Annotated in this window: 21 protein-coding genes; 11 read left to right on the top strand and 10 right to left on the bottom strand. The window is 59.8% G+C overall.

Translation table 11 applies throughout. From position 1 onward, the window contains the following. Positions 1–26 precede the first annotated feature (26 nt). The 8 genes from BCF11_RS26765 (at position 27) to BCF11_RS28740 (ending at position 6,814) form a co-directional block, all read left to right on the top strand. Entirely contained in the window at positions 27–650 is a 624-nt protein-coding gene (locus BCF11_RS26765; protein WP_098497891.1) for an L-threonylcarbamoyladenylate synthase, read from the top strand. Between the two features lie 135 nt (positions 651–785). Further along, on the top strand, positions 786–1,460 hold the full coding sequence (locus BCF11_RS26760; RefSeq protein ID WP_098497890.1) for a site-2 protease family protein: 675 nt from the start codon (positions 786–788) through the stop codon (positions 1,458–1,460). 11 nt (positions 1,461–1,471) lie between these two features. Then, positions 1,472–2,674 carry a tryptophan--tRNA ligase gene (locus BCF11_RS26755; protein WP_098497889.1) on the top strand — a complete coding sequence of 401 codons (1,203 nt, stop codon included), beginning with the start codon at positions 1,472–1,474 and terminating at the stop codon, positions 2,672–2,674. A 7-nt stretch (positions 2,675–2,681) separates the two neighbouring features. Continuing rightward, positions 2,682–3,272: a bifunctional 2-polyprenyl-6-hydroxyphenol methylase/3-demethylubiquinol 3-O-methyltransferase UbiG gene (locus BCF11_RS26750; protein WP_098497888.1), complete on the top strand. Its 591-nt coding sequence runs from the start codon at positions 2,682–2,684 to the stop codon at positions 3,270–3,272. A 129-nt stretch (positions 3,273–3,401) separates the two neighbouring features. Then, on the top strand, positions 3,402–4,280 hold the full coding sequence (gene dapA, locus BCF11_RS26745) for a 4-hydroxy-tetrahydrodipicolinate synthase (RefSeq protein ID WP_098497887.1): 879 nt from the start codon (positions 3,402–3,404) through the stop codon (positions 4,278–4,280). Positions 4,281–4,373: 93 nt separating this feature from the next. Continuing rightward, positions 4,374–5,549: an outer membrane protein assembly factor BamC gene (bamC, locus tag BCF11_RS26740; RefSeq protein WP_098497886.1), complete on the top strand. Its 1,176-nt coding sequence runs from the start codon at positions 4,374–4,376 to the stop codon at positions 5,547–5,549. A gap of 61 nt (positions 5,550–5,610) precedes the next feature. Then, positions 5,611–6,384 carry an MBL fold metallo-hydrolase gene (locus BCF11_RS26735; protein WP_098497885.1) on the top strand — a complete coding sequence of 258 codons (774 nt, stop codon included), beginning with the start codon at positions 5,611–5,613 and terminating at the stop codon, positions 6,382–6,384. Positions 6,385–6,484: 100 nt separating this feature from the next. Continuing rightward, the gene (locus BCF11_RS28740) at positions 6,485–6,814 is read left to right on the top strand and encodes a hypothetical protein (protein ID WP_158229297.1); all 330 of its coding nucleotides are present in this window, start codon (positions 6,485–6,487) and stop codon (positions 6,812–6,814) included. A 601-nt stretch (positions 6,815–7,415) separates the two neighbouring features. Here BCF11_RS28740 and BCF11_RS26725 read toward each other — a convergent pair. Continuing rightward, a complete protein-coding gene (locus BCF11_RS26725; protein ID WP_098497883.1) occupies positions 7,416–8,537 on the bottom strand; it encodes a cupin domain-containing protein in 1,122 nt (373 codons plus the stop codon). Between the two features lie 176 nt (positions 8,538–8,713). On the opposite strand from BCF11_RS26725, the gene BCF11_RS26720 reads away from it, so the two are divergent. After that, a complete protein-coding gene (locus BCF11_RS26720) occupies positions 8,714–9,256 on the top strand; it encodes a peptidylprolyl isomerase (RefSeq protein WP_061946072.1) in 543 nt (180 codons plus the stop codon). A 69-nt stretch (positions 9,257–9,325) separates the two neighbouring features. Here the strand turns inward: BCF11_RS26720 and BCF11_RS26715 are convergent, their stop codons facing one another. From BCF11_RS26715 to ilvD, 8 genes are all read right to left on the bottom strand, one after another. Next, a complete protein-coding gene (locus tag BCF11_RS26715) occupies positions 9,326–9,847 on the bottom strand; it encodes an AlpA family transcriptional regulator (RefSeq protein WP_098497882.1) in 522 nt (173 codons plus the stop codon). Positions 9,848–9,854: 7 nt separating this feature from the next. Continuing rightward, positions 9,855–10,124, bottom strand: coding sequence for a hypothetical protein (locus BCF11_RS26710; RefSeq protein WP_098497881.1), 270 nt, complete (start codon positions 10,122–10,124; stop codon positions 9,855–9,857). A gap of 186 nt (positions 10,125–10,310) precedes the next feature. Then, complete coding sequence (locus tag BCF11_RS26705) at positions 10,311–11,294, bottom strand: hypothetical protein (protein WP_098497880.1); 984 nt, start codon at positions 11,292–11,294, stop codon at positions 10,311–10,313. Beyond that, the gene (mutS, locus tag BCF11_RS26700) at positions 11,294–13,948 is read right to left on the bottom strand and encodes a DNA mismatch repair protein MutS (protein ID WP_098497879.1); all 2,655 of its coding nucleotides are present in this window, start codon (positions 13,946–13,948) and stop codon (positions 11,294–11,296) included. The genes BCF11_RS26705 and mutS overlap by 1 nt, the downstream gene beginning before the upstream one ends. Before the next feature lie 329 nt (positions 13,949–14,277). Next, complete coding sequence (locus BCF11_RS26695; protein WP_143751535.1) at positions 14,278–15,171, bottom strand: hypothetical protein; 894 nt, start codon at positions 15,169–15,171, stop codon at positions 14,278–14,280. A 101-nt stretch (positions 15,172–15,272) separates the two neighbouring features. Beyond that, entirely contained in the window at positions 15,273–16,547 is a 1,275-nt protein-coding gene (locus BCF11_RS26690) for a TIGR03862 family flavoprotein (RefSeq protein WP_098497877.1), read from the bottom strand. Positions 16,548–16,620: 73 nt separating this feature from the next. Continuing rightward, positions 16,621–16,779, bottom strand: a complete 159-nt coding sequence (locus tag BCF11_RS28115) for a hypothetical protein (protein ID WP_158229296.1) — start codon at positions 16,777–16,779, stop codon at positions 16,621–16,623. Between the two features lie 127 nt (positions 16,780–16,906). Beyond that, positions 16,907–18,781: a dihydroxy-acid dehydratase gene (gene ilvD, locus BCF11_RS26685; protein ID WP_098497876.1), complete on the bottom strand. Its 1,875-nt coding sequence runs from the start codon at positions 18,779–18,781 to the stop codon at positions 16,907–16,909. A 303-nt stretch (positions 18,782–19,084) separates the two neighbouring features. Between ilvD and metC the strand changes: the two genes are divergently transcribed. Next, positions 19,085–20,284, top strand: coding sequence for a cystathionine beta-lyase (gene metC, locus BCF11_RS26680; protein WP_098497875.1), 1,200 nt, complete (start codon positions 19,085–19,087; stop codon positions 20,282–20,284). A 2-nt stretch (positions 20,285–20,286) separates the two neighbouring features. Here the strand turns inward: metC and BCF11_RS26675 are convergent, their stop codons facing one another. Continuing rightward, positions 20,287–20,754, bottom strand: coding sequence for an Lrp/AsnC family transcriptional regulator (locus BCF11_RS26675; protein WP_098498002.1), 468 nt, complete (start codon positions 20,752–20,754; stop codon positions 20,287–20,289). Between the two features lie 190 nt (positions 20,755–20,944). On the opposite strand from BCF11_RS26675, the gene BCF11_RS26670 reads away from it, so the two are divergent. After that, positions 20,945–22,876 carry an autotransporter outer membrane beta-barrel domain-containing protein gene (locus tag BCF11_RS26670; protein WP_143751534.1) on the top strand — a complete coding sequence of 644 codons (1,932 nt, stop codon included), beginning with the start codon at positions 20,945–20,947 and terminating at the stop codon, positions 22,874–22,876. Positions 22,877–22,913 lie beyond the last annotated feature (37 nt).

Here is a 22,913-nt window from a genome sequence, read left to right as displayed (position 1 = left end):
TTTTTCATTTTTTGAGCTGAACAGCCATGAGCCAGTTTTTCCAGATCCACCCGGACAATCCGCAATTGCGCCTGATCAAGCAGGCGGTGCAAATCATCCAGGCCGGCGGCATCGTCGCCTTGCCTACCGATTGCTGCTATGCGCTGGTCTGCCAGCTGGACAACAAGGACGCGGTAGACCGGGTCAGGCGCATCCGCGGCGTCGACGACAAGCACCATCTGACCATGCTGTGCCGCGACCTGAGCGAAATCTCGCTGTACGCCAAGGTCGACAACCGTCAGTTCCGGCTGCTGAAAAGCGCAACGCCGGGCGCTTATACCTTCATTCTCGAAGCCACCAAGGAAGTGCCGCGCCGTCTCAGCCATCCGGCGCGCAAGACTATCGGCCTGCGCGTACCGCAGCACAGTATCGTCAGCGCGGTGCTGGAAGAACTGGGGCAGCCGCTGATCGGCACCACCTTGATTTTGCCGGGAGCGGACCAGGCTTTGACCGATCCGGAAGAAGTGCGCGACCAGCTGGAGAAGCAGATCGAACTGGTGATCGACGGCGGCGCCTGCAGCCTGGAGCCGACCACCGTGATCGACCTCAGCGGCGACGAGCCGGAACTGATACGCCAGGGGCGCGGCGACGCCGGCTTGTTTGGTTTTTGATTCCGGTTGCCAGGGCGCCGCTTGCGGCGTCCATATTGTCTTTTTGTAATTCCCGATTGTCCAAACCATCCCGGGAGCAGATCTTTTACCGTTCCCCGTACCGGATGCCAACGCTGCTCTGATAGAATCCCGCCCATGAATGATCTTATCCAAACCGTCGCAGTGTATGCGCTGCCCGTGTTGTTCGCCATTACGCTGCACGAAGCCGCGCATGCCTACGCCGCCAAGTATTTCGGCGATCCCACCGCTTATATGCTGGGCCGCATGAGCCTCAATCCGATCAAGCACATCGATCCGTTCGGGACCATCCTGATTCCGATAGCGCTGTATTTGTCGACCGGCGGCGCCTTCTTGTTTGGTTACGCCAAGCCGGTGCCGATCAATTTCGGCCAGCTGCGCAAGCCCAGGCGCGATTCGGCCTGGGTGGCGTTGGCCGGGCCCGCGGCGAATCTCTTCATGGCGCTGATGTGGCTCGTGCTGTACCAGGTGCTGGGGCAATTTTTCGGAGCGCAAGAATTTTTTATGCTGATGGCCAGGGCCGGTATTCTAGTCAATCTGGCGTTGTTTGCTTTTAACCTGTTTCCGGTTCCGCCGCTGGATGGCGGGCGCATCCTGACAAGTTTGCTGCCGACCAAGTATGCCTATCAGTTTGCGAAAATCGAACCCTACGGTTTCTTTGTTGTGCTGGCATTCCTTTTCATTAAAATTGGCGATGTGCCGTTGCTGTACTTTTGGGTCGGTCCGGTTCGCTCATTTGCGCTAGACGTGCTGCAATTCATTACCTTGCCGCTTTCCTTTTTATTACGATAACCAAATCAACCATGTATCCTGATCGTGTTGTCTCCGGTATGCGCCCGACCGGCGCCTTGCATCTTGGCCATTATCACGGCGCGCTGAAAAACTGGATAAGGCTGCAATCCGAATTGCCTTGCCTGTTTTTCGTCGCCGACTGGCATGCGCTGACCACGCACTACGACGATCCCAGCGTGATCGAAACCAGTGTCTGGGACATGCTGGTCGACTGGCTGGCGGCCGGCGTCGATCCCTCACAGGCGACCTTGTTCATCCAGTCCAAGGTGCCGGAACACGCCGAATTGCATCTGCTGCTGTCGATGGCTACGCCGCTGGGCTGGCTGGAGCGGGTGCCGACCTACAAGGATCAGCAGGAAAAACTGGCCGACCGCGATTTGGCCACCTACGGCTTCCTCGGCTATCCGCTGCTGCAGGCGGCCGACGTCCTGATCTATCGCGCCAGCCAGGTGCCGGTGGGCGACGACCAGGTGCCGCATATAGAAATGATGCGCGAAATCGCGCGCCGCTTCAATCATCTGTACGGCAAGGAAAAGGGCTTTGAAGAAAAGGCCCAGGAAGCGGTCAAGAAGCTCGGCAGCAAGCGCGCCAAGCTGTACAACGAGCTGCGCACCCAGTTCCAGCAGCAAGGCAGCGAGAACGCGCTGGAGCAGGCCAAGGCGATGCTGGACGATGCCCAGAACCTGTCCATGATAGACCGCGAGCGTCTGTTCGGTTTCCTCGAAGGCAGCCGCAAGCTGATATTGTCGGAGCCGCAGGCGTTGTTGACCGAGTCGTCGCGCCTGCCGGGGCTGGACGGGCAGAAGATGTCCAAGAGCTATGGCAACGCCATCGCCCTGCGCGAGGAAAAGGACGTGGTCAGCAAGAAAGTGCGCACCATGCCGACCGACCCGGCGCGGGTGCGCCGCACCGATCCGGGCAATCCGGACAAATGCCCGGTATGGCAGTTCCACGTCGTGTATTCCGACGACGCTACCCGCGCATGGGCCGCCAAGGGCTGCCGCAGCGCCGGCATTGGCTGCCTTGAATGCAAGCAGCCGGTGATCGACGCCATCATCCGCGAGCAGGAGCCGATGCACGAGCGGGCCCAGCAATATCTGGACGATCCGTCGCTGGTGCGGGCGATCGTGGCGGATGGCTGCGACCACGCACGCAAGCTGGCGCAGGATACGATGCGCGACGTGCGCGAAGCCATGGGCCTGGGCTATAGCTAATTCTCCCATGAGCACTGAGACCAGTCCTGCATCGAATCCTGTCTCGCCCTGGATCGGCCGCTTCGGCCGCCTGATCCCGGCCGGCGCCGTATTGGATCTGGCATGCGGCAGCGGCCGCCACGCCTTGTGGCTGGCCAGCCTGAGCCAGAATCTCAGCGTGCTGGCGGTCGACCGCGATGCGGCCGCGCTGGCCGAGATCGATGCGGTCGGCGTTGCTACCCGCCAGGTTGACCTGGAAAGCGGCGATGCCGAGGCGCTGGCGCAGCTGTTCCGGCCCCATCGGTTTAGCGGCGTGGTGGTTACCAATTACCTGCACCGTCCCTTGTTTCCGCTGATCCTGGACAGCATCGCGGCGCAGGGCGTTTTACTTTACGAAACATTTGCCGCTGGTAATGAGCATTTTGGCAAGCCTTCTAATCCTGATTTCCTGTTGCAGCCGGGCGAATTGCTAGCCTTGCTGGCGGCCGATAGCGCCAGCCGCTGGCATGTGCTGGCCTTTGAGGACGGCTACGTGGAGCAGCCGAAAGCGGCCATGGTGCAGCGGCTGTGCGCCATCAAGCAGCCTGGCGGAGTAGCTTCGGCGCGTCGTGTCGCCTGAAAACATGAATAGTCCAGTTGGTGTGTTGCCGTAAGGTAATTGTATTTACACCTTGTTTTACAAGCGGAAATACCCCACAGCCACTATGATCCGCTACAATCAGTCTTTTATTTTTCCGCATTCACGATCATGATCAAGGGCAGCATTGTTGCAATCGTTACTCCCATGCATACCGACGGCAGTCTCGACTTGCCGGGTTTGCGCAAACTGATTGATTGGCACGTTGCCGAAGGCACCGATGCGATCGTCATCGTCGGCACTTCAGGCGAGTCGCCGACAGTCACGGTTGAAGAGCATTGCGCCCTGATCAAGCTGGCGGTCGATCACGCCGCCAAGCGCATCCCTATCATCGCCGGCAGCGGCGGCAATTCCACCGCGGAAGCGATACAGCTGACCCGCTTCGCCAAGGAAGCCGGCGCCGATGCATCGCTGCAGGTCGTGCCTTACTACAACCGGCCGACGCAAGAGGGCATGTACCAGCATTTCAAGAAGATCGCCGAATCGGTCGATCTGCCTGTTATCCTGTACAACGTTCCTGGCCGCACCGTTGCCGACATGAGCAACGAAACCATTCTGCGCCTGGCGCAGGTGCCGGGAATCATCGGCGTCAAGGATGCTACCGGCAACATCGGCCGCGGTTCCGACCTGATTCGCCTGGCGCCGCCTGAATTTGCCGTATATTCCGGCGACGACGCCACTGCGATGGCGCTGATGTTCTGCGGCGGCAAGGGCAATATTTCCGTGACCGCCAACGTCGCGCCGCGCGACATGCACCTGCTGTGCGTGGCGGCAATGAACGGAAACGTGGCGGAAGCTGTCAAATTGAACAACAAGCTTTTGCCTCTGCATAACAAGTTGTTTGTGGAGCCGAATCCCTTGCCCGTGAAATGGGCGCTCACCGAGATGGGCATGATGGCGGACGGCATCCGTTTGCCGCTGGTGCCGCTGGCCGCTGAATATCATGAAACCGTCCGCGCGGCGTTGCGTGAAGCGGGTGTATTACAATAAGCTGCGCTGACAGGCGTTTTCTCTAGTGTAGAGTTTCATGATCTGCGAAACACTACACTAAAATTTCCTTCGTCTTTTTGATCCTGTATCCACATGACTATTCGCAAGAACATTCCATCGACTCAATTCAGTCTCCCACAACGTGGCATTGTTATCGCTTTGGCGCTGGCCGGTCTGGCAGGATGCTCTTCGATCAATTCGGTGCTTGAGCCGGATCGTATCGATTACAAAAGCGCAGGCAAGGTAACGGCGCCGAAGCTGGACATCCCGCCCGACCTGACCCAGCTGCAGCGTGAAAATCGTTATGCCATCCCTGAGACGAATGCAGGTACAGCCACTGCCTCCGGCTACAACCTGGAGCAAGGTGCGCGTCCGGCGGCAGCGGCAGCGGCGGTTGCGCCTAATGCGGCGCCTGACATGCACATCGAGCGCGATGGTTCGCAGCGCTGGCTGGTAGTCAGTTCAACGCCTGAAAACCTGTGGCCTAAGGTCAAGGATTTCTGGCAGGATTCAGGCTTCCTGATCAATATCGAAAATCCGGAAACCGGCGTGATGGAAACCGACTGGGCTGAAAACCGCGCCAAGATCCCGCAGGATTTCGTCCGCAACACCCTGGGCAAGGTATTCGATTCGCTGTATTCGACAGGTGAGCGCGACAAGTTCCGCACCCGTCTGGAGCGTGGTCCGAACGGCACTACCGAAATCTACGTCAGCCACCGCGGCGCCGAAGAAGTCTTGTCCGGCGCGCAAAAAGAATCCAGCATCTGGACCGCACGCCCCGCCGATCCGCAGCTGGAAGCAGAATTTCTGTCGCGCCTGATGGGCCGCCTGGGCGCCGATGAAGTGAAGGCCAAGGCCGCTGTGGCCAATACGCCGTCGCTGCAGGCGCGTTCCAAGCTGGTCAAGAATGCTGCCGGCGACTTCGTCCAGATAGATGAAGGCTTCGACCGCGCATGGCGTCGCGTCGGCCTGGCGCTGGACCGTGTCGGCTTTACCGTGGAAGACCGTGACCGTACGCAAGGCGTGTACTTCGTGCGCTACGTTGACCAGGATGCGGATGCCAAGGACAAGAAATCGGACAAGGGTTTCTTCGCCAAGATATTCAGCAGCTCGGACAGCGACAAGGCAAAGAATGCAGCCAGCTATCGCATTGCCGTCAAGGGTTCGGATGCCGGCAGCCAGGTTACTGTGCTGAACAAGGATGGCAAGCCTGAATTGTCGAAAACTTCCGACAAGATCCTGGCATTGCTGAATGAACAGCTGAAGTAAATCTGTTCATCTGGCATGCCGGCAAAACTGCGGTGCGTTTCTTAAGCTATAGGACCTATCCTTGAAATTCGCAAGTTTGGGTAGTGGTAGTGAAGGCAACGCACTGCTGATATCGGCTACTTCCGCCGGCAGCACGACCAATGTGATGCTCGACTGCGGTTTCGGCATACGCGAAACCGAAAGGCGTCTGGCCCGCCTGGGCCTGGATGGCGCCTCCCTCTCTGCAATTGTCGTCACCCACGAACATCAAGACCACATCGGCGGCGTTTTCAAGTTCGCCCGCCGCCATCGCTTGCCGGTCTGGCTTACCTACGGCACCTTCCAGGCGCTGCGCCAGGATTGCTCCGGCGTGACGGTCGGCTTTTGCCGCGACGGCGAAGCCCTCGCCATCGGCGATCTGCAATTAATCCCCTATACAGTCCCGCATGATGCGCGCGAGCCGGTGCAGTACGTCGCCACCGATGGCAAGCATAAGCTGGGCGTGCTCACCGATGCCGGCAAGCTGACCGATCACCTGGTGCAAGCCTTGGGTGGCAGCGATGCGCTGGTGTTGGAATGCAACCATGATCGCGAGATGCTGCGCAACTCGGCCTATCCGCCTTCGCTCAAGCGTCGCATCGGCGGCGAGTACGGCCATTTGTCGAACCAGGCAGCGTGTGAAATTTTGAAGGCGCTGGACCAGTCGAGATTGCGCAAGGTGGTGGGCGCACATCTGAGTGCCCGCAATAACTTGCCGGAGCTGGCTTACGCGGCATTGTCCGATGCCCGTCACAACGAATTGGTGGAGATCACGATCGCTTGCCAGGAAGAGGGTTTCAGCTGGATCGAGATGTGAGCTGTTGCGGATAAGGGAAGAGAAGGCGAGAGGGGTGGCCTGGCGTTAAAACGCAGGCAATAAAAAAGCCGACCAGAGGTCGGCTTTTTCTACGCAACCAATGATTACTTGGAAGCAGCAGGTGCGGCAGCAGCTTTGGCAGCGTCAGCAGCAGCGTCAACAGCTGTGTGAGCAGCATCAGCAGCAGCGGAGCCAGCAGCAGCAGCGGCGGAACCAGCAGCAGTTGCAGCGTCAGCAGCAGCGGAACCAGCGGCAGTTGCAGCAGCAGCAGCGTCGGATGCAGCGGAAGCGGCAGCGTCAGCAGCAGCAGGTGCTGGAGCAGCCATTGGTGCTGGAGCCGAAGCGTCAGCAGCAGGAGCTTCGTCTTTTTTGCCGCAAGCAGCCAGAGTCAGAGCCAACAGGGATGCGATCAACAGTGTTTTTTTCATGAATGTTCCTTCAGTAGTAATCAAAATTTTTGCGATGAATAATTACCGGTAATTATCGCTCTACAGGATGTTTTCGCAGTGCTTTGCCGGGACTGCGCATCGCGTTGCAACAAAAACTTTCCAGCTCAGGATTATAGCCGGAATTTGTTAAATATGACATTGACGGTTTGCTATTTGGTAAGAATTTGTATCAACGCAACAGCGCTTTTCAATCTTATGGAAGCCGCTTCAATTTTATGGATGATGCGTGAGCGCTGCCGGCTGTCAGAATTACTGTTAAAAGGTGTAGGGCGATTGCCGTCGAAACAGTGCTATGGCAGGCGTCGTTTACTGTTGGATTGACTTTGGATTTGTTAAATACTGTCAATTGTGAATAATATTTAAGCAAACTGGCAGTAAATATTAATTCGATGTTTGTTTTATTATTAATTACATTTAACGAATTTCTATTTGTTTTATGCACGGTTTTTATGCAGCAGGTGTTTCAGCCTTTAGCAGATATTCAAATATCGTAAGCAAATAATAAAATCGACTTTACTTTTTCGGAGCGAGAGGTGGATGTTCCCGGAAAAAATTCACCATTCCAAAAACATCCCGCCACAATCAGCCGAGCGTAACCCAGCCGTCTTCGTACCAGGTGTGCAACGCTTCCAGCACGTCGGTCGATACTTTTGCGGCTGCTGCGCTGTCCAGACGGCGTTCGTCGGCCAGCAAGGTCAGCGATGCCTTGTCGGCGCGGCCGATGGAAAACGATTCGCCATTGATGAATACGTGCTTGCCGCGATACAGCATCTGGGTCTTGCGCGACAGCGCTACGCCGCGCTTGCCGAGCGCGGCGGTAAAGCGCGCCAGCGTCAGCGGCTTGGCCGGCGAGTCGAAGAATACGCTGGCCTTTGGTTCAGACAGGTACTGGCCAACGAAGATGGCGATGTCGTCATCGGTGAAGCGCACTTTATTCAGCTCATCCGCAATCTGCGTCAGCATGCTGCCGCTGATTTCCGCCGGATGCTTGCTGGCTTCCAGTTGCGGATCGGCATAGCGGCCGGGCAGGTCGATCGAGTCGGCCATGAATTGCAGGAAGGCTTCGCCCAATTCCTGGAACGGCGGTGCGCGGAAGCCGATCGAATAGGTCATGCATTCGCCGACGGCGACGCCGTCGTGCGCATATTGCGGCGGCAGGTAGAGCATGTCGCCGGGCTCGAGCACGAACTCCTCTTCGGGCTTGAAATTCTTGAGGATCTTCAAGGCGCTGCCTTCCACCAGGCTCAGGTCCTGGGTGGCGCCGATTTTCCAGCGCCGCTGGCCATGCGCCTGCAGCAGGAAGACATCGTAGGAATCGAAGTGCGGACCGACGCCGCCGGTGTCGGTGGCGTAGCTGATCATCAGGTCGTCCAGGCGGGCGTCGGGAATGAAGCGGAACTGGCGTAGCAAGGCGTCGGCGTTGTCGTCATGCAGGTTGACGCCTTGCACCAGCAGGGTCCAGTCTTTTTGCTCAGTCGTCGGCAAATCGGTGACCGGGCCGTTGCTGACTTGCCATTGCTGCTTGAAATGTGTGACCAGCCGCGATTCGACGTCGTCGCGCCGGGCCAGTTCAAACAGCGCCTCGGGCGATAGCAGCGGTTTAAAGCCGGGCAAGGCTTGACGGATTAGCAGCGGCTTTTTATGCCAGTAGTCGCGCAGGAATTGTGCGGGCGTCAGTTCGCCCAGGAGTGTGGAATTTTTCATGCGCGTATTATATCGGGTTGCATGCCGTAAAATTAGGCAGGACTAATGATTCCGTGCGCTATCGGCAATTTCCAGCGGCCTGGGCTAACGTTGAGTGAGTAAATTTTGCGTTCTCGGCAAGGCTGAGCCATTCCGGCGGGTATAATCCCAACGCATGTTAAATGAAAGGAATGATCATGAAGATTGCCAAAAATACGGTAGTGACTGTACGCTACAAATTGTCAGATGCCCAAGGCAATCTGATCGAAGAAAGCAGCGAGCCGATGGTGTATTTGCACGGCGGCTATGAAAACACGTTGCCGAAAATCGAAGAAGCACTGGATGGCAAGGAAACCGGCTATCACACCGAGCTGCAGGTCGAGCCGGACGACGCCTTTGGCGAATACGATTCGAACCTGGTCAAGATAGAGCCGCGCAACCGTTTGCCGACACCGCTGGAAGTCGGTATGCAATTTGAAGGCACGCCAGACAATGAAGATGAGGAAGAGCAAGCCCTGATTTTCACGGTGACCGATATTGCCGACGACAAGGTCGTGCTCGACGGTAATCATCCGCTGGCCGGCATCGCCTTGCGTTTCGATCTGAACGTGACGGAAGTCCGCGCTGCGACAGAAGAAGAAATCGCGCATCAGCATGTCCACGGCGCCCACGGTCATCATCACGACGACCAGGACGAAGATGGCGCGGATGATCATTTCCGCAGTCATCCTATCCACTAAATCGCAGGGCGGTTGCTGCCGCCCATGCGATGCCGTTCCCGGAAAATGCCGGGGTCCGTTAGCGGGACCCTAGGCGAACAAGGCTTGTACTTCGAGCCGCATTTCCGGGGCAAGCTGGCCAGCCTCCCTGGCCAGGTTGATTTGCTTGGCAGCCTTTGCCACAGCAACCGTTCTTTGCTCCAATTGATAGCCGCCTTTCCACGTTAGCCATGCGAAGACATCAGCCAGATGCCAGATGGCGACGTTGCCGTCATGAATCGGGGCTGGAAAACTGGCATTGTTAACCATCAGCTTGCGCATATTCTGGCGACTCACGCCCAGCAGTTCCGCCACATCGGTCAGTCCCACGAAATCGGGCGTCGCCTCGATCAGCCTGGCGCCGGGAATGGCGCGCTTGATGTCTGCCAGCGCACTTAGCAGCGCGGCTTCGGCTGTTGCGGATTCGCGGGTGAATTCGAGGGCGATGCGGCGCACCTGGCCGACGCCGACCAGGGCGTCATCGCAACCGGCAGCGCCGAGGCGCTCGACCAGCTGATCATGGTCGCAGTCCGCGGCAGAGAGCTGGTACTTCAGGGTGAAGGTGTATTCCATGATGGTATTACTCCGGTTTTTTTGTTGCTATCTGCTGCCTGTGCGTCGTGCAGTTGTCCACCACGCGCATTAAGGCGCGGGCATGATTGCCCGGATTCCTGGGCGAGCTCCAGACGCAGGTGATGCAGAATTCGCCGCAACGGCATTCCGCATCGTTATAAGGACAGTAGATCTTGCCCCAGGCGTGACTGCCGCCAAGCTTCACTCGCCAGCCGCAGCTTTCCGCATGCTTAAGAGACTTTTCGATTTCCTTTTGCGGATGAGCGGGGCGAGTCATTAACGTCTCCAGTGTAGATGGTTGCATGCTGGGTGTCAAGTGACAACCATGCGTAATGTTTTTAATATACGCATTTGCAACAGCTATCTTCGCAAAGGAGCGTGCTAAAAAATAGATATTTTATTAATTGATGCGAAACTTAGGCGTGTCCTTAGAACGCAGGTTCTCAGGCGGGGGATGGCGTGCTTAGCGGCGCGTCAGCTTTGCCTGGTCGGCGTTCTTGCCAAGATCGAACAGCTTGGGATTGGCCGGGTCGAAATTGACTTTCAGCCAGCTGCCGCTGACTTCCAGGTCGCCCAGGTTGCGTTGCCAGACGATAGCAGTCGAGGCGGGCGCGTCGGCGCCATGCGGGCCGTGGATGATCAGCACCTTGCCGCCGAACTGGCTGGCGTGGACGCTGATGCGCTGGCGGATTTCGGCGAAGCCGTCGCGCTTGACGTTGAAATCGAAGACTCGGTGACGCTGGGTCGCCAGCGGATCGCCATCGCAAAACAAGACGACCGCATCCGATTTTTTTTGCGCCGCATTCAGGAAAATCCGCTGCAGCCATTCGCGGTTGGCGATCTGCCGGTCTTCGAATTCGCTGTTGCGGCCGCCTTCCGCCAGATAGTGGTTGTTGCTGGCCGGCAGATTGATGGTGGCGAATACCACGTTGCCGATCTCCCATCTGGCGTTTTCCACATAGCTGTGGAATTTTGGCGAGGTCGATTGCCTGATCAGGGGGATCTTGCTGTCGCCGAAAGAGAATTCGTCGGAGAAGAACAGGTCGCGCACCCGGTTCAGGCGTTCGATCGCGGCCGAGCGGTCGGCCGCGGTGCGGCAGGTTACCCAGTCGCTTGCCGAGAGCGACACGATCAAGCCGTTTTTGGCGCTGCTTAACAAAGCCTTGCGTTGGCTGTACAACTTGTCCGAGCAAGGCTCGCTGCTGGCTTTGATGCCATTCGCCACCACAAACGCCAGGTTGTCGGCATCGGTTTCGGCGATGGCGTTGCGCAGCGTGGTTTCGTCGGAGTTGCTGCGGAAAGCGTGGGCGATCACGGCAAAGCTGAAGCTGGTGGTGTCGGCCAGAGCCGCGCCGCAATTGACCGTCAGTGCCGCTGTCAGGCTGAGCAGAAGCGCCAGTCTCGACAGCAGGGCCACCGGTGGTTTGCGTAGCAGCGCGGCTTCCATCAGTTTTTTTGCGCCGTCGCCAGATGCTTCAGGCGGTACAACTGCTCTAGTGCTTCGCGCGGCGTCAGGGCGTCGGGGTCGATGCCATCCAGGGTTGCGATCAGCTCGCCACCCAAAGCGTCGCTGCCATTGCTGGTGTCGGCTTCTTCATGCTCATCCATGCTGGCCGCCTGTGCAAACAGGTCGAACTGCGGCGTCGCCTGCATCGATTGCGACTCCAGCAGAGCCAGATGCTTGCGCGCGGCGCGGATTACTGGCGATGGTACGCCAGCCAGTTGCGCCACCTGCAAGCCATAGCTTTGCGATGCCGGACCAGCCTGGACCGCGTGCAGGAAAACGATACTGTCCTTGTGCTCGACCGCCGACAGATGTACGTTGGAGGCCGACGGATGCAGGTCCGGCAGCTGGGTCAGTTCAAAGTAGTGCGTGGCAAACAGGGTGAAGCTGCGGCTGACGTCGATCAGGTGGCGGGCGATCGCCCAGGCCAGCGCCAGGCCGTCGAAGGTCGAGGTGCCGCGGCCCACTTCATCCATCAGCACCAGCGAGTTTTCAGTGGCGCCGTTTAGGATGGCCGCCGATTCGGTCATCTCCACCATGAAAGTTGAGCGGCCGCCGGCCAGGTCGTCGGCGGCGCCGATACGGGTGAAGATACGGTCGATAGGTCCCAGCACTGCACTGTCGGCCGGCACATAGCTGCCAACGTAAGCCAGCAGTGTGATCAACGCCACCTGGCGCATGAAGGTCGATTTACCGCCCATGTTGGGGCCGGTGATCAGCAGCAGCTTGCGTTCGGTCGACAGCTGGCAGTCGTTGGCGATGAAGCGTTCGATCTGCTTTTCGACCACCGGATGGCGGCCTTGCATGATCTGGATCGCCGGTTCCGCCACTAGTTGCGGCAGGCACCAGTCATGGCGCGCTGCGTGGTCCGCCAGCGCCACCAGGGTATCGAGCTGGGCCAGCGCGTGGGCGATGTTTTGCAGGGTGCCGATATGCGGCGCCAGGTCTTGCAGGATCTGCTCGTACAGCATTTTTTCGCGGACCAGGGCCCGTTCCTGCGCCGACAGCGCCTTGTCTTCAAACGCCTTCAGTTCCGGCGTGATGTAGCGTTCGGCGTTCTTCAGGGTCTGACGGCGGCGGTAGTCGTCCGGCACCTTGTCGGTCTGGCCGTGCGTGACTTCGATGTAGAAGCCATGCACCTTGTTGTATTCGACCCGCAGGTTGGCGATGCCGGTGCGGGCCCGTTCGCGCGTTTCCAGGTCGACCAGGAACTGGCCGGCGTTTTCCGACAGTCCGCGCAGCTCGTCCAGTTCGGCGTCGAAGCCGGCGGCGATGACGCCGCCGTCGCGCACCATGGTCGACGGTTCCGCGGCAATCGCGCTTTGCAGCAGCTGCAGGCAGTCGATCGGAGTTGCCAGCGCCGTTTGCAGCTCGCGCAGCAAAGGCGCTTCGCTTTCGCTGCCGCACATGGCAATGTCGGCGCGCAGCGCATCCAGCTGCAGCAAGCCGTCGCGCAGACCGGCCAGGTCGCGCGGCCGGGCCGAGAGCAGGGCGATGCGGGCGGTAATGCGTTCGATATCCGGCACCGCGCTCAGGGTGCTGGAAATGGCGCTGCCGGCATCCGCCGCCATCAAGGCGCCGATCGCGGCGTGGCGGCCGCGCGCCACCGTCTGTTCGCGCTTGGCGTGATGCAGCCAGTGGCGCAGCAGGCGCGAGCCCATCGCGGTGCGGCAGTGGTCCAGCAGCGAGAACAGAGTAGGCGCGCCAGATGCGGCGTCCTGTCCGCGTATGGTTTCCGTCAGTTCCAGGTTGCGGCGGGTGGCGGCGTCCAGGCCGATGAATTCATTTTCGGTTTCAACCGTGAGCGTGCGTACGTGCTGCAAGCCCTTACCCTGAGTCGACTGGGCGTAGCGCAGCAAGGCGCCGGCCGCGCCGATGGCAGCGCTCAAGCCCTCGGCGCCGAAACCGCTCAGGGTGCTGACGGCGAGCTGGTCCAGCAGCGCTTTCTGGCCGTGGGTAATATCGAAGTGCCATTCCGGCACGTTGGTGGCCTTGTCGACCACGCCCTTGGCCAGCATGGCGTCAACCATGTCGGCCACCAGCACTTCAGCCGGCGCGATGCGCTCCAGTTCCTGCTTCAGCAGGGTGTCCAGCGTCGCCGCTTCGCAGGTGAATTCCATCATCTTCAGCACGCCGCTGGCGAGCGACAGCCAGGCCATGCCGACCTTGAGCGTCTTGCGCTGCTGGGTGACGAACAGGGCCAGCAGCGGCTGGTCGGATTTTTCCGGCAGCAGGTTGGAGTCGGTCAGGGTGCCGGGCGTGATCACGCGCAGCACCTTGCGGTCGACCGGGCCCTTGCTGGTGGCCGGGTCGCCGATCTGTTCGCACAGCGCTACCGACTCGCCCAGCTTGATCAGCTTAGCCAGGTACTGGTCGGCCGAATGGAAGGGCACGCCGCACATCTTGATCGGCGCATTGTTGTAGGTGCCGCGCGAGGTCAGCGTGATGCCGAGCAGGCGCGTGGCCTTTTCCGCGTCCTCGAAAAAAAGTTCATAGAAATCTCCCATCCGATAGAACACGAGCGTGTCCGGATAGTCGGCCTTGATGCCGAGATATTGCTGCATGCCGGGTGAGACTTTTTGCGCCGCTACCGTCATTGGGCGGCCCGCTGATAAAAAACTGAGTGCATTAAATAGGTTCTTTCCCAGGCGCCGCTGGCGCCCGACTGCTAGTGTAATATTGCGCCCTTAATGGCACTTAATAAACGGCGTATTTACGCGCCATGCGTCGTTGCAAATCCTCGCGATAGTCCACTATCGCTCCGGTTTGCGCCTAGCCTGGCACGTAAATACACCATTACCATTAAGGGCGAAACACTACACTGGGTATTCGGTTGTAGACGATATTGTAAGCGGAAGCAGACCCAGCCGCCATTTCTTTGCGGTTTAGGCAATCAGCGGACAGGCGCCATGACAGCGCCCGACTGTCAGCGCGGCGGGGCGCTGTCCTGGTAGAACATTTCCCGCATCAGGAACTGCTGCAGTTCGTCGCTATCCTTCACGCGCGCGCTGAGGGTGATCAGGCGTCCCAGGCGTTGCGAGCGCCAGGGGATGTCGGTCTGGGTTTTCTTGCGGATCATGTCGATCATCTTGTTGACAATGGCGGCTTCGATGCTGATTTCGCCGCCGCGCTCGACCGGGATGTATTGCGTCGCGCTGCGGTTGTTGTCTGTGCTCCAGCCGTGGAACACCAGGTTGGCGCGGAACGGCGTCTTGTCGCGCACCTCGAAGATGCCGCCATTCTTCGCCTTGTCTATGCCCATCCAGCCTCTTTGCGCCTGGATGTTGGCCTTGGCGATGTCGTTCGGCGACTGCGGCGCTTCCTCGCTGGGCGAATCTTCGCCTGCCATGGCGCGTTCCTGCGCCTGGGCAGCTTCGCGCTGCTCGCGGCGCGCCTGGATATGCGCGGAAAAATCTTCCTGCACCGATTGCTCGTATTTTGGAGCATCAGGCTGAGGTGTGACCACAGTGCGCGGCGCCTCCGGCGTGATCGGCATGCGCTCCTGCGCGACCTTGGGAGGAGTGCGGCGCGGCTTGGTCGGCGCCGGAGCAGTCTTGGGCTTGGCCGGCGGGGCCGGGGTCTTGACCGCCGGTTTCGGCGTGCTGGTGGGCGCCGGCGCCAGGGTGATGCTGACCGCGCCCATGTTGCCTTGCGCCGGCGATTGCATTTCAACCGGCAGCTGAGTCAGCAGATACCAGATGCCAACGATGTGGAACAGGATGGAAATCAGCACGCCGACGATCTTGGGGATGCGTTGCTGATTGGCGCGCCGTTTGTCTATCCACGACAATTTGCCTGGTTTTACACTCCCTTCCTTCATCGGTTCAGCCTTGTTTGGTCGACTTGCATGCAAGTCTGCTAGCGGCGCCATGCACAGCCGCGTGGTTCATGAGTAAAGTGCCTGTACGTAAATTGCTCATTTTACGGTAACCAGTTCAAAACGCCATGGCCGGCGGACCGGCCGGAAGCCAGGCAGGCGGTCAGCAGATAGCCGCCGGTGGGGGCTTCCCAGTCAAGCATTTCACCGGCGCAAAACACGCCGGGCAAGGCGTTCAGCATCAGTTGCCCGTCCATGCCGTCAAACGCCACGCCGCCGGCGCTGCTGATGGCTTCATCGATAGGACGCGGCGCCAGCAAGGTCAGCGGCAGCGCCTTGATGGCATGCGCCAGCCGCAGCGGATCGATAAAATCGGCGGCCGGCACCAGCTCTCTCAGCAAGCCGGTCTTGACGCCTTTCAGTCCCAGCCGGCTTTGCAGGTGGCTGGACCAGGAGCGGGCGCCGCGCGGCCGCGCTACTTCGTCGATTACTCTTTGCAGCGGCCAGTCCGGCAGCAGGTCGATCCGGATCATCGTGCCTTCGCCGCTGTCGGCGATGCGGTCGCGCAGCCCGGCCGACAGGGCATAGATCAGACTGCCCTCGACGCCATCGGCGGTGACGACAAACTCTCCCTGCTTGCGTGCCGGCGGCTGCTCGCCATCGGCATCGCCGGTCAGGATGGCTACCGACTTCAGGTGCTGGCCGGCAAAGCGGTCGCGGAAATATTCGCTCCAGCCGACGTCGAAGCCGCAATTGGATGGTCGTAACGGCGCCACCGGCACCGCGCGTTGCGTTAGCAGCGGCAGCCATCTGGCGTCGGAGCCGAGCCGCGCCCAGCTGCCGCCGCCGAGCGCCAGCACTACTGCATCGGCCTTGACGGTGAGCTTGCCTTGCGGGGTCTCGAAACTGAGGGCGTCGTGCTGGTCCCAGCCCAGCCAGCGATGGCGCATGTGGAACCGTACGCCGGCCTGGCGCAGGCGCTGCAGCCAGGCGCGCAGCAGCGGCGCGGCTTTCATGTCGGTCGGGAATACGCGGCCGGAGGAGCCGATGAAAGTTTCGATGCCCAGCCTTTGCACCCATGCGCGCAGCGCATCCGGGCCGAACTGGTCGAGCATGGGTGAGATCTGCGCGCGGCGTGCGCCGTAGCGCGAGAGAAAAGCTTCGTAGGGTTCGGAATGCGTCAGGTTCATGCCGCCTTTGCCGGCCAGCAGGAATTTGCGCCCGACCGACGGCATGGCGTCGTAAACATCCACCTGGACGCCGCCGGCGGCCAGCACTTCGGCCGCCATCAGTCCGGCAGGGCCGCCGCCGATAATGACGGCATGCCTGGTAGCGTGAGTTGCTGCTGTTTGTATTTCTGGATTATTCAACGAAGTCATCTATAGCCGGGAAACTGCCGGACGCAAAGCCGGTCCGGCAGGGTTTGCAACTTTACCATATGGAGAGCCTGGTTTAGGCAGGGCGCGAGCGCAGCATGTAGCGCGAAGACGGGTTTTCAGCGCGAGATTCGCGGAAGTCTTTGTCTGCGGAAAGCACGGAAAACACCCAAAAGAGCGTCGACAGCCATCGATCTCCGGCTTTTTTCGCGGATTTCGTGTTTTCCGTGGACATGTTTTTTCAGAAAAATAACAAATCAAGGAAAAAAAAGGAGGCCTGTTTACACTGGCCTCCTTTACAGAGAGTTACATTTTTCTTGCCAGATAAACGCTAGGAAACAATAGCGAATATCGCGCTGAGTTTAACGCTTCAGCTGGCTGATATCGCGCACCGCGCCGCGGTCGGCCGAGGTCGCCATGGCGGCATAGGCTTGCAATGCCTGCGATACATAACGCTGGCGGTTGACCGGCTTCCAGCCATCCTTGCCCTTGGCGTCCATCGCCGCGCGCCGCTGGGCCAGTTCGCTGTCGCTGATTTTCAGGTGCATGCGGCGTTCCGGGATATCGATTTCGATGATGTCGCCTTCTTCCACCAGGCCGATGGCGCCGCCTTCGGCCGCTTCCGGCGAGGCATGGCCGATCACCAGGCCGGACGAGCCGCCGGAGAAGCGGCCGTCAGTGAACAGTGCGCAGGATTTTCCCAGGCCCTTGGATTTGATGTACGAAGTCGGGTACAGCATTTCCTGCATGCCGGGGCCGCCTTTCGGACCTTCGTAGCGGATGATGACGACGTCGCCGGCGTGCACGGTATCGCCGAGAATCGCTTCCACCGCGTCGTCCTGGCTTTCAAAGACGCGCGCGCGGCCGCTGAATTTGAGGATACTTTCGTCGACGCCGGCGGTTTTGACGATGCAGCCGTTTTCCGCCAGGTTGCCGTACAAGACCGCCAGCCCGCCGTCCTGCGAATAGGCATGCGCCTTGTCGCGGATGCAGCCGTTGCTGCGGTCGGTGTCGAGGCTGGTGAAGCGCTTTTCCTGCGAAAACGCAGTCTGGGTCGGCACGCCGCCAGGCGCGGCGCTGAACAGCTTGTGCACGGCGGCGTCCTGGGTTTGCGTGATGTCGTTATTGGCGATCGAGTCACCCAATGTCTTGGCGTGGATGGTCGGCCGGCTGGTGTCCAGCAAGCCGGCGCGCGCCAGTTCACCGAGGATGCTGACGATGCCGCCGGCGCGGTGCACGTCTTCGATATGGTATTTGTCAGTCATCGGCGCCACCTTGCACAGGCAGGGCACGTGACGCGAGATGCGGTCGATGTCGGCCATCTTGAAATCGACTTCGGCTTCCTGCGCCGCCGCCAGCAAGTGCAGCACGGTGTTGGTCGAGCCGCCCATGGCGACGTCCAGCGTCATGGCGTTTTCAAACGAGGCCTTGGTGGCGATGGAGCGCGGCAGCACCGAGTAATCGTCTTGCTCGTAATGGCGTTTGGCCAGCTCCACTATCAGGCGGCCGGCGCGCAGGAACAATTCCTTGCGGTCAGCGTGGGTGGCGAGGATGGTGCCGTTGCCGGGCAGGGCCAGGCCCAGCGCTTCGGTCAGGCAGTTCATCGAGTTGGCGGTAAACATGCCGGAACAAGAGCCGCAGGTCGGGCAGGCCGAGCGCTCGATTTCAGCGATGTCGGCATCGCTGACGGAGGCGTCGCCGGCCTTGATCATGGCGTCCACCAGGTCGATCTTGAAAATCTTCTGGTCGATCACCGCCACGCCCGGCAGTTTTTCCACCACTTTGCCGGCTTCCATCGGGCCGCCGGAAACGAACACCACCGGAATGTTCAGGCGCATGGCGGCCATCAGCATGCCGGGGGTGATCTTGTCGCAATTCGAGATGCAGACCATGGCGTCGGCGCAGTGGGCGTTGACCATGTATTCGACCGAATCGGCGATCAGTTCGCGCGACGGCAGCGAATACAGCATGCCGCCGTGACCCATGGCGATGCCGTCGTCGACCGCAATCGTATTGAATTCCTTGGCGACGCCGCCGGCTGCTTCAATTTCGCGCGCGACCATCTGGCCCAGGTCTTTCAGGTGGACGTGGCCGGGGACGAACTGGGTGAAGGAGTTGACCACCGCAATGATCGGCTTGTCGAAATCGCCGTCTTTCATGCCTGTGGCGCGCCACAGTGCGCGGGCGCCGGCCATGTTGCGGCCATGGGTGGTGGTGCGGGAACGATATTGCGGCATGATCTACATCTCCAGAAAAATGGCTTTAGGGCTGCTGCTAGATTGCCTTGCCCATAAGGCTGTGTCAAATATATGATTTGTGGCTTATTAATATGTTTTACATATATGTTGGGCCGGCAATATGTGTAAGTAATTTGCTATCGTAAGATGTTGTATTGTTTTTATTTTCTTTAAAACAAATAAAACATAGAAAAATATTCTAATAAATTCTATTTTTAAGCAATTTGTTGCGACGATTTTCCACGCCCACAATCCTACAATAGACATAGGTAATCCCGCCGTACAGTTATTTTTGGAGTCCCTATGTCTACCGATCATTCTTCCAGTTCCCCGGCCACGCATGTCGATACCCAGCTGGTCCATTGCGGCCGCGAGCCTGCGCGCTTTGCGGGGATGGTGAACACGCCGGTTTTCCGCGGCTCGACCATCATCGCCAACAACCTGGAAGACTGGGAAGCCAGCCGCCAGATCGACAATCCGATGTCCAACTACGGCCGCTTCGGCACCCCGACCACGCGCTCCTTCGAGCAGGCGATCGTGACGCTGGAAGGCGGCCATAACTGCCTGGTGTTCCCGTCCGGCCTGTCGGCCTGCACCCATAGCATCTTGGCTTTCGTCAAAAGCGGCGACCATATCCTGATCACCGACAGCGTGTATGGCCCGACCCGCACCTTCGCCGACCGCGTGCTGCACCGCATGGGCGTCGAGGTGGAATATTTCGATCCGCTGATCGGCGGCGACATCCGCCAGCTGATGCGGCCGAACACCAGCGTGGTGTTTGTCGAGTCGCCAGGTTCCTGGACTTTCGAAGTACAAGACATCCCGGCTATCGCGGAAGAAGCGCACAAGGTCGGCGCCTACGTCCTGCTCGACAATACCTGGGCTACTCCTTTGTTCTTCAAGCCGTTCGAGCATGGCGTCGATGTCTCGATCCACGCCGCCACCAAGTACATCGTCGGCCATTCCGACGCTTTGCTGGGCGTTGCCAGCGCCAATGAGCGCGCCTGGAACATCCTCAAGAACGGCGCCCACGATTTCGGCCAGACCGCCGGCCCCGACGATATCTACCTGGCCTTGCGCGGCATGCGCAGCATGGCGGTGCGCCTGCGCCAGCACTCGGAGAGCGGCATTCAGCTGGCCGAGTACCTGCAGAGCCAGCCGCTGGTGGAGCGGGTGCTGCATCCGGCCTTGCCGTCCGATCCCGGCCACAAGCTGTGGCAGCGCGATTTCCTCGGCGCCAGCGGTTTGTTTACGATTGCGTTGAAGGAAGTCGGCCGTCCGGCGCTGTCCAAATTCTTCGACGGCTTGCAACTGTTCGGCATCGGCTTGTCCTGGGGCGGCTTTGAAAGCCTGGCTCTGCCGCTGGACAAACCGCCGACCCGGGTGGCTTCGGCGACCACCTATCCGAATCCGCTGGTGCGGATACACGTCGGGCTGGAGAATATCGACGACCTGATCGCCGACATGGGCTTGGCGTTCAAGCGCATGGAACAAGCGCTTTAAAATTAGTCTAGTCCGGCATAGTCAAGCGGCAGCGCCGTGGTGTGCTTGATCTGCTCCATGGCGAAGCTGGCGTTGACGTCGAACAGGGCGTTGGACTGCGTCAGCTTCTGGTACACCGCATCATAGGCGGCGATGTTCGGCACCACTACCCGCAGCAGATAATCGATATTGCCGCTCATGCGGTAGAACTCGACCACTTCCGGAATCAGTTTGACGGTATTGCTGAACTGGGCATACCAGCTGGCGTTATGCTGGCTGGTCTTGATCGAGACGAATACCGTCACGCCGACATTCAGCTTGTCGGCGTCCAGCAGCGCCACGCGGCGCAATATCACGCCGTCTTCTTCCAGCTTCTGGATGCGGCGCCAGCATGGCGTCGACGAAAGATTGACCTTCTCGGCGATTTCCGCCACCGGCGTGCTGGCATCTTCTTGCAGGATGGCGAGAATCTGTTTATCTATTTTATCCATGGTCGGCTTGAGTAAGGAGAGGGGCTGGCCGTTGCCGCTGTTGCTGCTGCGCGCCGGCAGCAACGAGTGTAGCGCCAGTCGCGCTGTCAGTGTGCTTTTCGAGTGTTTTCCCTATGTAGTTGATTGACTTTGGCAGCCGGGTGGCAGATATTAAGGGCGCAAAATCTATAAATACAAGAAGGAGACTTAATTGCGCATATCTTTACCAAAATCATTCCGCCTGAGCCCGATGTCGCGGGCGCTGACCCTGGCAAGCCGTACTGCTGCACTGATCGGCGCCGGCTTCATCATTAGTGCTCCGGCCAGCGCGGCGAATTTTTCCCAGATGGTGTTCTTCGGCGATTCGCTGACCGACAGCGGCTATTTTACCGGCGTCGGCCAGCAGCGCTCGTTCACTACCAATCCCGATCCGGTCTGGGCGCAACTGCTGGCGCATAAATACGGCACCACCGCCAATCCCGCAGCCGTCCTGACGCCGAGCGGGGTGCAGGCTGCCGGCGGCAGCGACTATGCGGTCGGCGGCGCCCGCGTCACCGCGCAGAACGGCTGGCCCGATGCGGCGACAGCGCCTCTGGTGCCGACCGTCACCAGCCAGGTCAATGGCTACCTGGCGGCCAATCCGCGGCTCGACAGCAAGGGTTTGTATGCGGTCTGGGCCGGCGCCAACGATGTTTTCGGCTACACCAGCAGCAGTGCCGGCGCTTTGCTTAATCCGGCGACGCAAGCCGCCACCGCCGCCCAGGTGATCCAGCTGGTGACCGGCGAGGCCACCAACGTGGTGGGGCTGGTGCGGCAGTTGCAGCAGGCCGGCGCCGGCACCGTGATCGTGGTCAACTTGCCGGATGTCGGCAAGACGCCGGAAGGTTCGGCGATTCCGGCGCTGGCCACTTTGTGGACGGCTTCCTCCAGCAGTTTCAACACAGCCCTCAACAACGGCTTGGGCGGACTGGGCGGCAATATCGTGGCGATCAACGCCTTCGGTTTGCTGCGTGAGGTGATCGCCAATCCGGGTCTGTACGGTTTCACCAACGTCACCGCGCCAGCCTGCACCACTTCGTCTTCGGGCAACTGCACGACGTCGACCCTGGTCGCTCCGGGCGCTAATCAAACCTATCTGTTTGCCGACGGCGTCCATCCGACCGGCGCCGGCCATGCCGTTCTGGCGCAATACATTGAATCGGTATTGCAGGCGCCAGGCCAGATCGGCCTGCTGGCGGAAGCGCCGCTGGCCAGCGCCCAGAGCCTCACCCGCGTCATCGATGAGCGCTTGCGGCTGACGCCGCGCGCCGGCCAGGTCGAAGCCTATGCAGCTTACGACAATACCCATCAAAGCCTGGACCACAATGGCAACAACCCAGGCCTGGACGGTTCGGCCAACAGCCTGACGGTAGGCGCCGACTATGCAGTCAATCAGAACGTGACGGTCGGCGGCGCTTTCGGCTTTGCCCATAACCGGGCGAATTTCGGTAATGACACCGGCGGTTTCAAGCTGGACCAGGCCATGCTGTCGGCGTACACCCAGTACCGCGACGGCGCCTGGGCGCTCAACGCCATCGGCATGATCGGTTCGCTGCAGTACAAGGACGTTACCCGCAACATCGTGCTGGGCGCCGCTACCCGCAATGAAAGCGGCAACGCCAACGGCCATCAGTTCCTGTTCCGCATCGGCGGCCAGTATGACTTCGACCTTGGCGCGGCGACGCTCAGCCCGGTCGCCAACCTGACCTGGCAACAAGTCAATGTCGGCGGCTATGCGGAAAACGGCAATGACAGCAGCGCCATGAACTTCAGCTCGCAGCGGCGCAATTCGCTGGTTTCCAGCCTGGGCGCGCAAGTCACCAGCAAACTGACGCTGGGCAGCTACGCGGTACAGCCGTTTGCCAAGCTGGCCTGGGAAAAAGAGTTTGAAGACAGTCAGCGCGATGTCCGCGCCAATCTGGTCGGCATGGCCGGCAGCTTCGGCTTGCCTGCCTACCAGGGGCCAAGCAACAGCGCCAGGCTGGAACTCGGCGCCAGCATTGCACTGGCGACGGATTTCACTGCCTACGCCAGCTATAACGGTCAGTTTGCAGGCGGTAACAAGACCAACTCCTTCCAGGTGGGCTTGAAAAAGGCGTTCTAATCTGTCTTGAGCGGTGGCGGATAATTTCGTCACCTGA

This window comes from Collimonas sp. PA-H2 (assembly GCF_002564105.1).
Classification (GTDB): Bacteria; Pseudomonadota; Gammaproteobacteria; order Burkholderiales; family Burkholderiaceae_D; genus Collimonas.
The sequence above is the reverse complement of the archived record's forward strand: the minus strand, read 5'-3'. Positions and strand labels throughout refer to the sequence as shown.

Coding starts and splice junctions, on each gene's coding strand:
- BCF11_RS26765 (WP_098497891.1), top strand. CDS start 27: ATGAGCCAGTTTTTCCAGATCCACCCGGACAATCCGCAATTGCGCCTG.
- BCF11_RS26760 (WP_098497890.1), top strand. CDS start 786: ATGAATGATCTTATCCAAACCGTCGCAGTGTATGCGCTGCCCGTGTTG.
- BCF11_RS26755 (WP_098497889.1), top strand. CDS start 1,472: ATGTATCCTGATCGTGTTGTCTCCGGTATGCGCCCGACCGGCGCCTTG.
- BCF11_RS26750 (WP_098497888.1), top strand. CDS start 2,682: ATGAGCACTGAGACCAGTCCTGCATCGAATCCTGTCTCGCCCTGGATC.
- dapA (WP_098497887.1), top strand. CDS start 3,402: ATGATCAAGGGCAGCATTGTTGCAATCGTTACTCCCATGCATACCGAC.
- bamC (WP_098497886.1), top strand. CDS start 4,374: ATGACTATTCGCAAGAACATTCCATCGACTCAATTCAGTCTCCCACAA.
- BCF11_RS28740 (WP_158229297.1), top strand. CDS start 6,485: ATGATTACTTGGAAGCAGCAGGTGCGGCAGCAGCTTTGGCAGCGTCAG.
- BCF11_RS26725 (WP_098497883.1), bottom strand. CDS start 8,537: ATGAAAAATTCCACACTCCTGGGCGAACTGACGCCCGCACAATTCCTG.
- BCF11_RS26720 (WP_061946072.1), top strand. CDS start 8,714: ATGAAGATTGCCAAAAATACGGTAGTGACTGTACGCTACAAATTGTCA.
- BCF11_RS26715 (WP_098497882.1), bottom strand. CDS start 9,847: ATGGAATACACCTTCACCCTGAAGTACCAGCTCTCTGCCGCGGACTGC.
- BCF11_RS26710 (WP_098497881.1), bottom strand. CDS start 10,124: ATGACTCGCCCCGCTCATCCGCAAAAGGAAATCGAAAAGTCTCTTAAG.
- BCF11_RS26705 (WP_098497880.1), bottom strand. CDS start 11,294: ATGGAAGCCGCGCTGCTACGCAAACCACCGGTGGCCCTGCTGTCGAGA.
- mutS (WP_098497879.1), bottom strand. CDS start 13,948: ATGACGGTAGCGGCGCAAAAAGTCTCACCCGGCATGCAGCAATATCTC.
- BCF11_RS26695 (WP_143751535.1), bottom strand. CDS start 15,171: ATGAAGGAAGGGAGTGTAAAACCAGGCAAATTGTCGTGGATAGACAAA.
- BCF11_RS26690 (WP_098497877.1), bottom strand. CDS start 16,547: ATGACTTCGTTGAATAATCCAGAAATACAAACAGCAGCAACTCACGCT.
- BCF11_RS28115 (WP_158229296.1), bottom strand. CDS start 16,779: ATGTCCACGGAAAACACGAAATCCGCGAAAAAAGCCGGAGATCGATGG.
- ilvD (WP_098497876.1), bottom strand. CDS start 18,781: ATGCCGCAATATCGTTCCCGCACCACCACCCATGGCCGCAACATGGCC.
- metC (WP_098497875.1), top strand. CDS start 19,085: ATGTCTACCGATCATTCTTCCAGTTCCCCGGCCACGCATGTCGATACC.
- BCF11_RS26675 (WP_098498002.1), bottom strand. CDS start 20,754: ATGGATAAAATAGATAAACAGATTCTCGCCATCCTGCAAGAAGATGCC.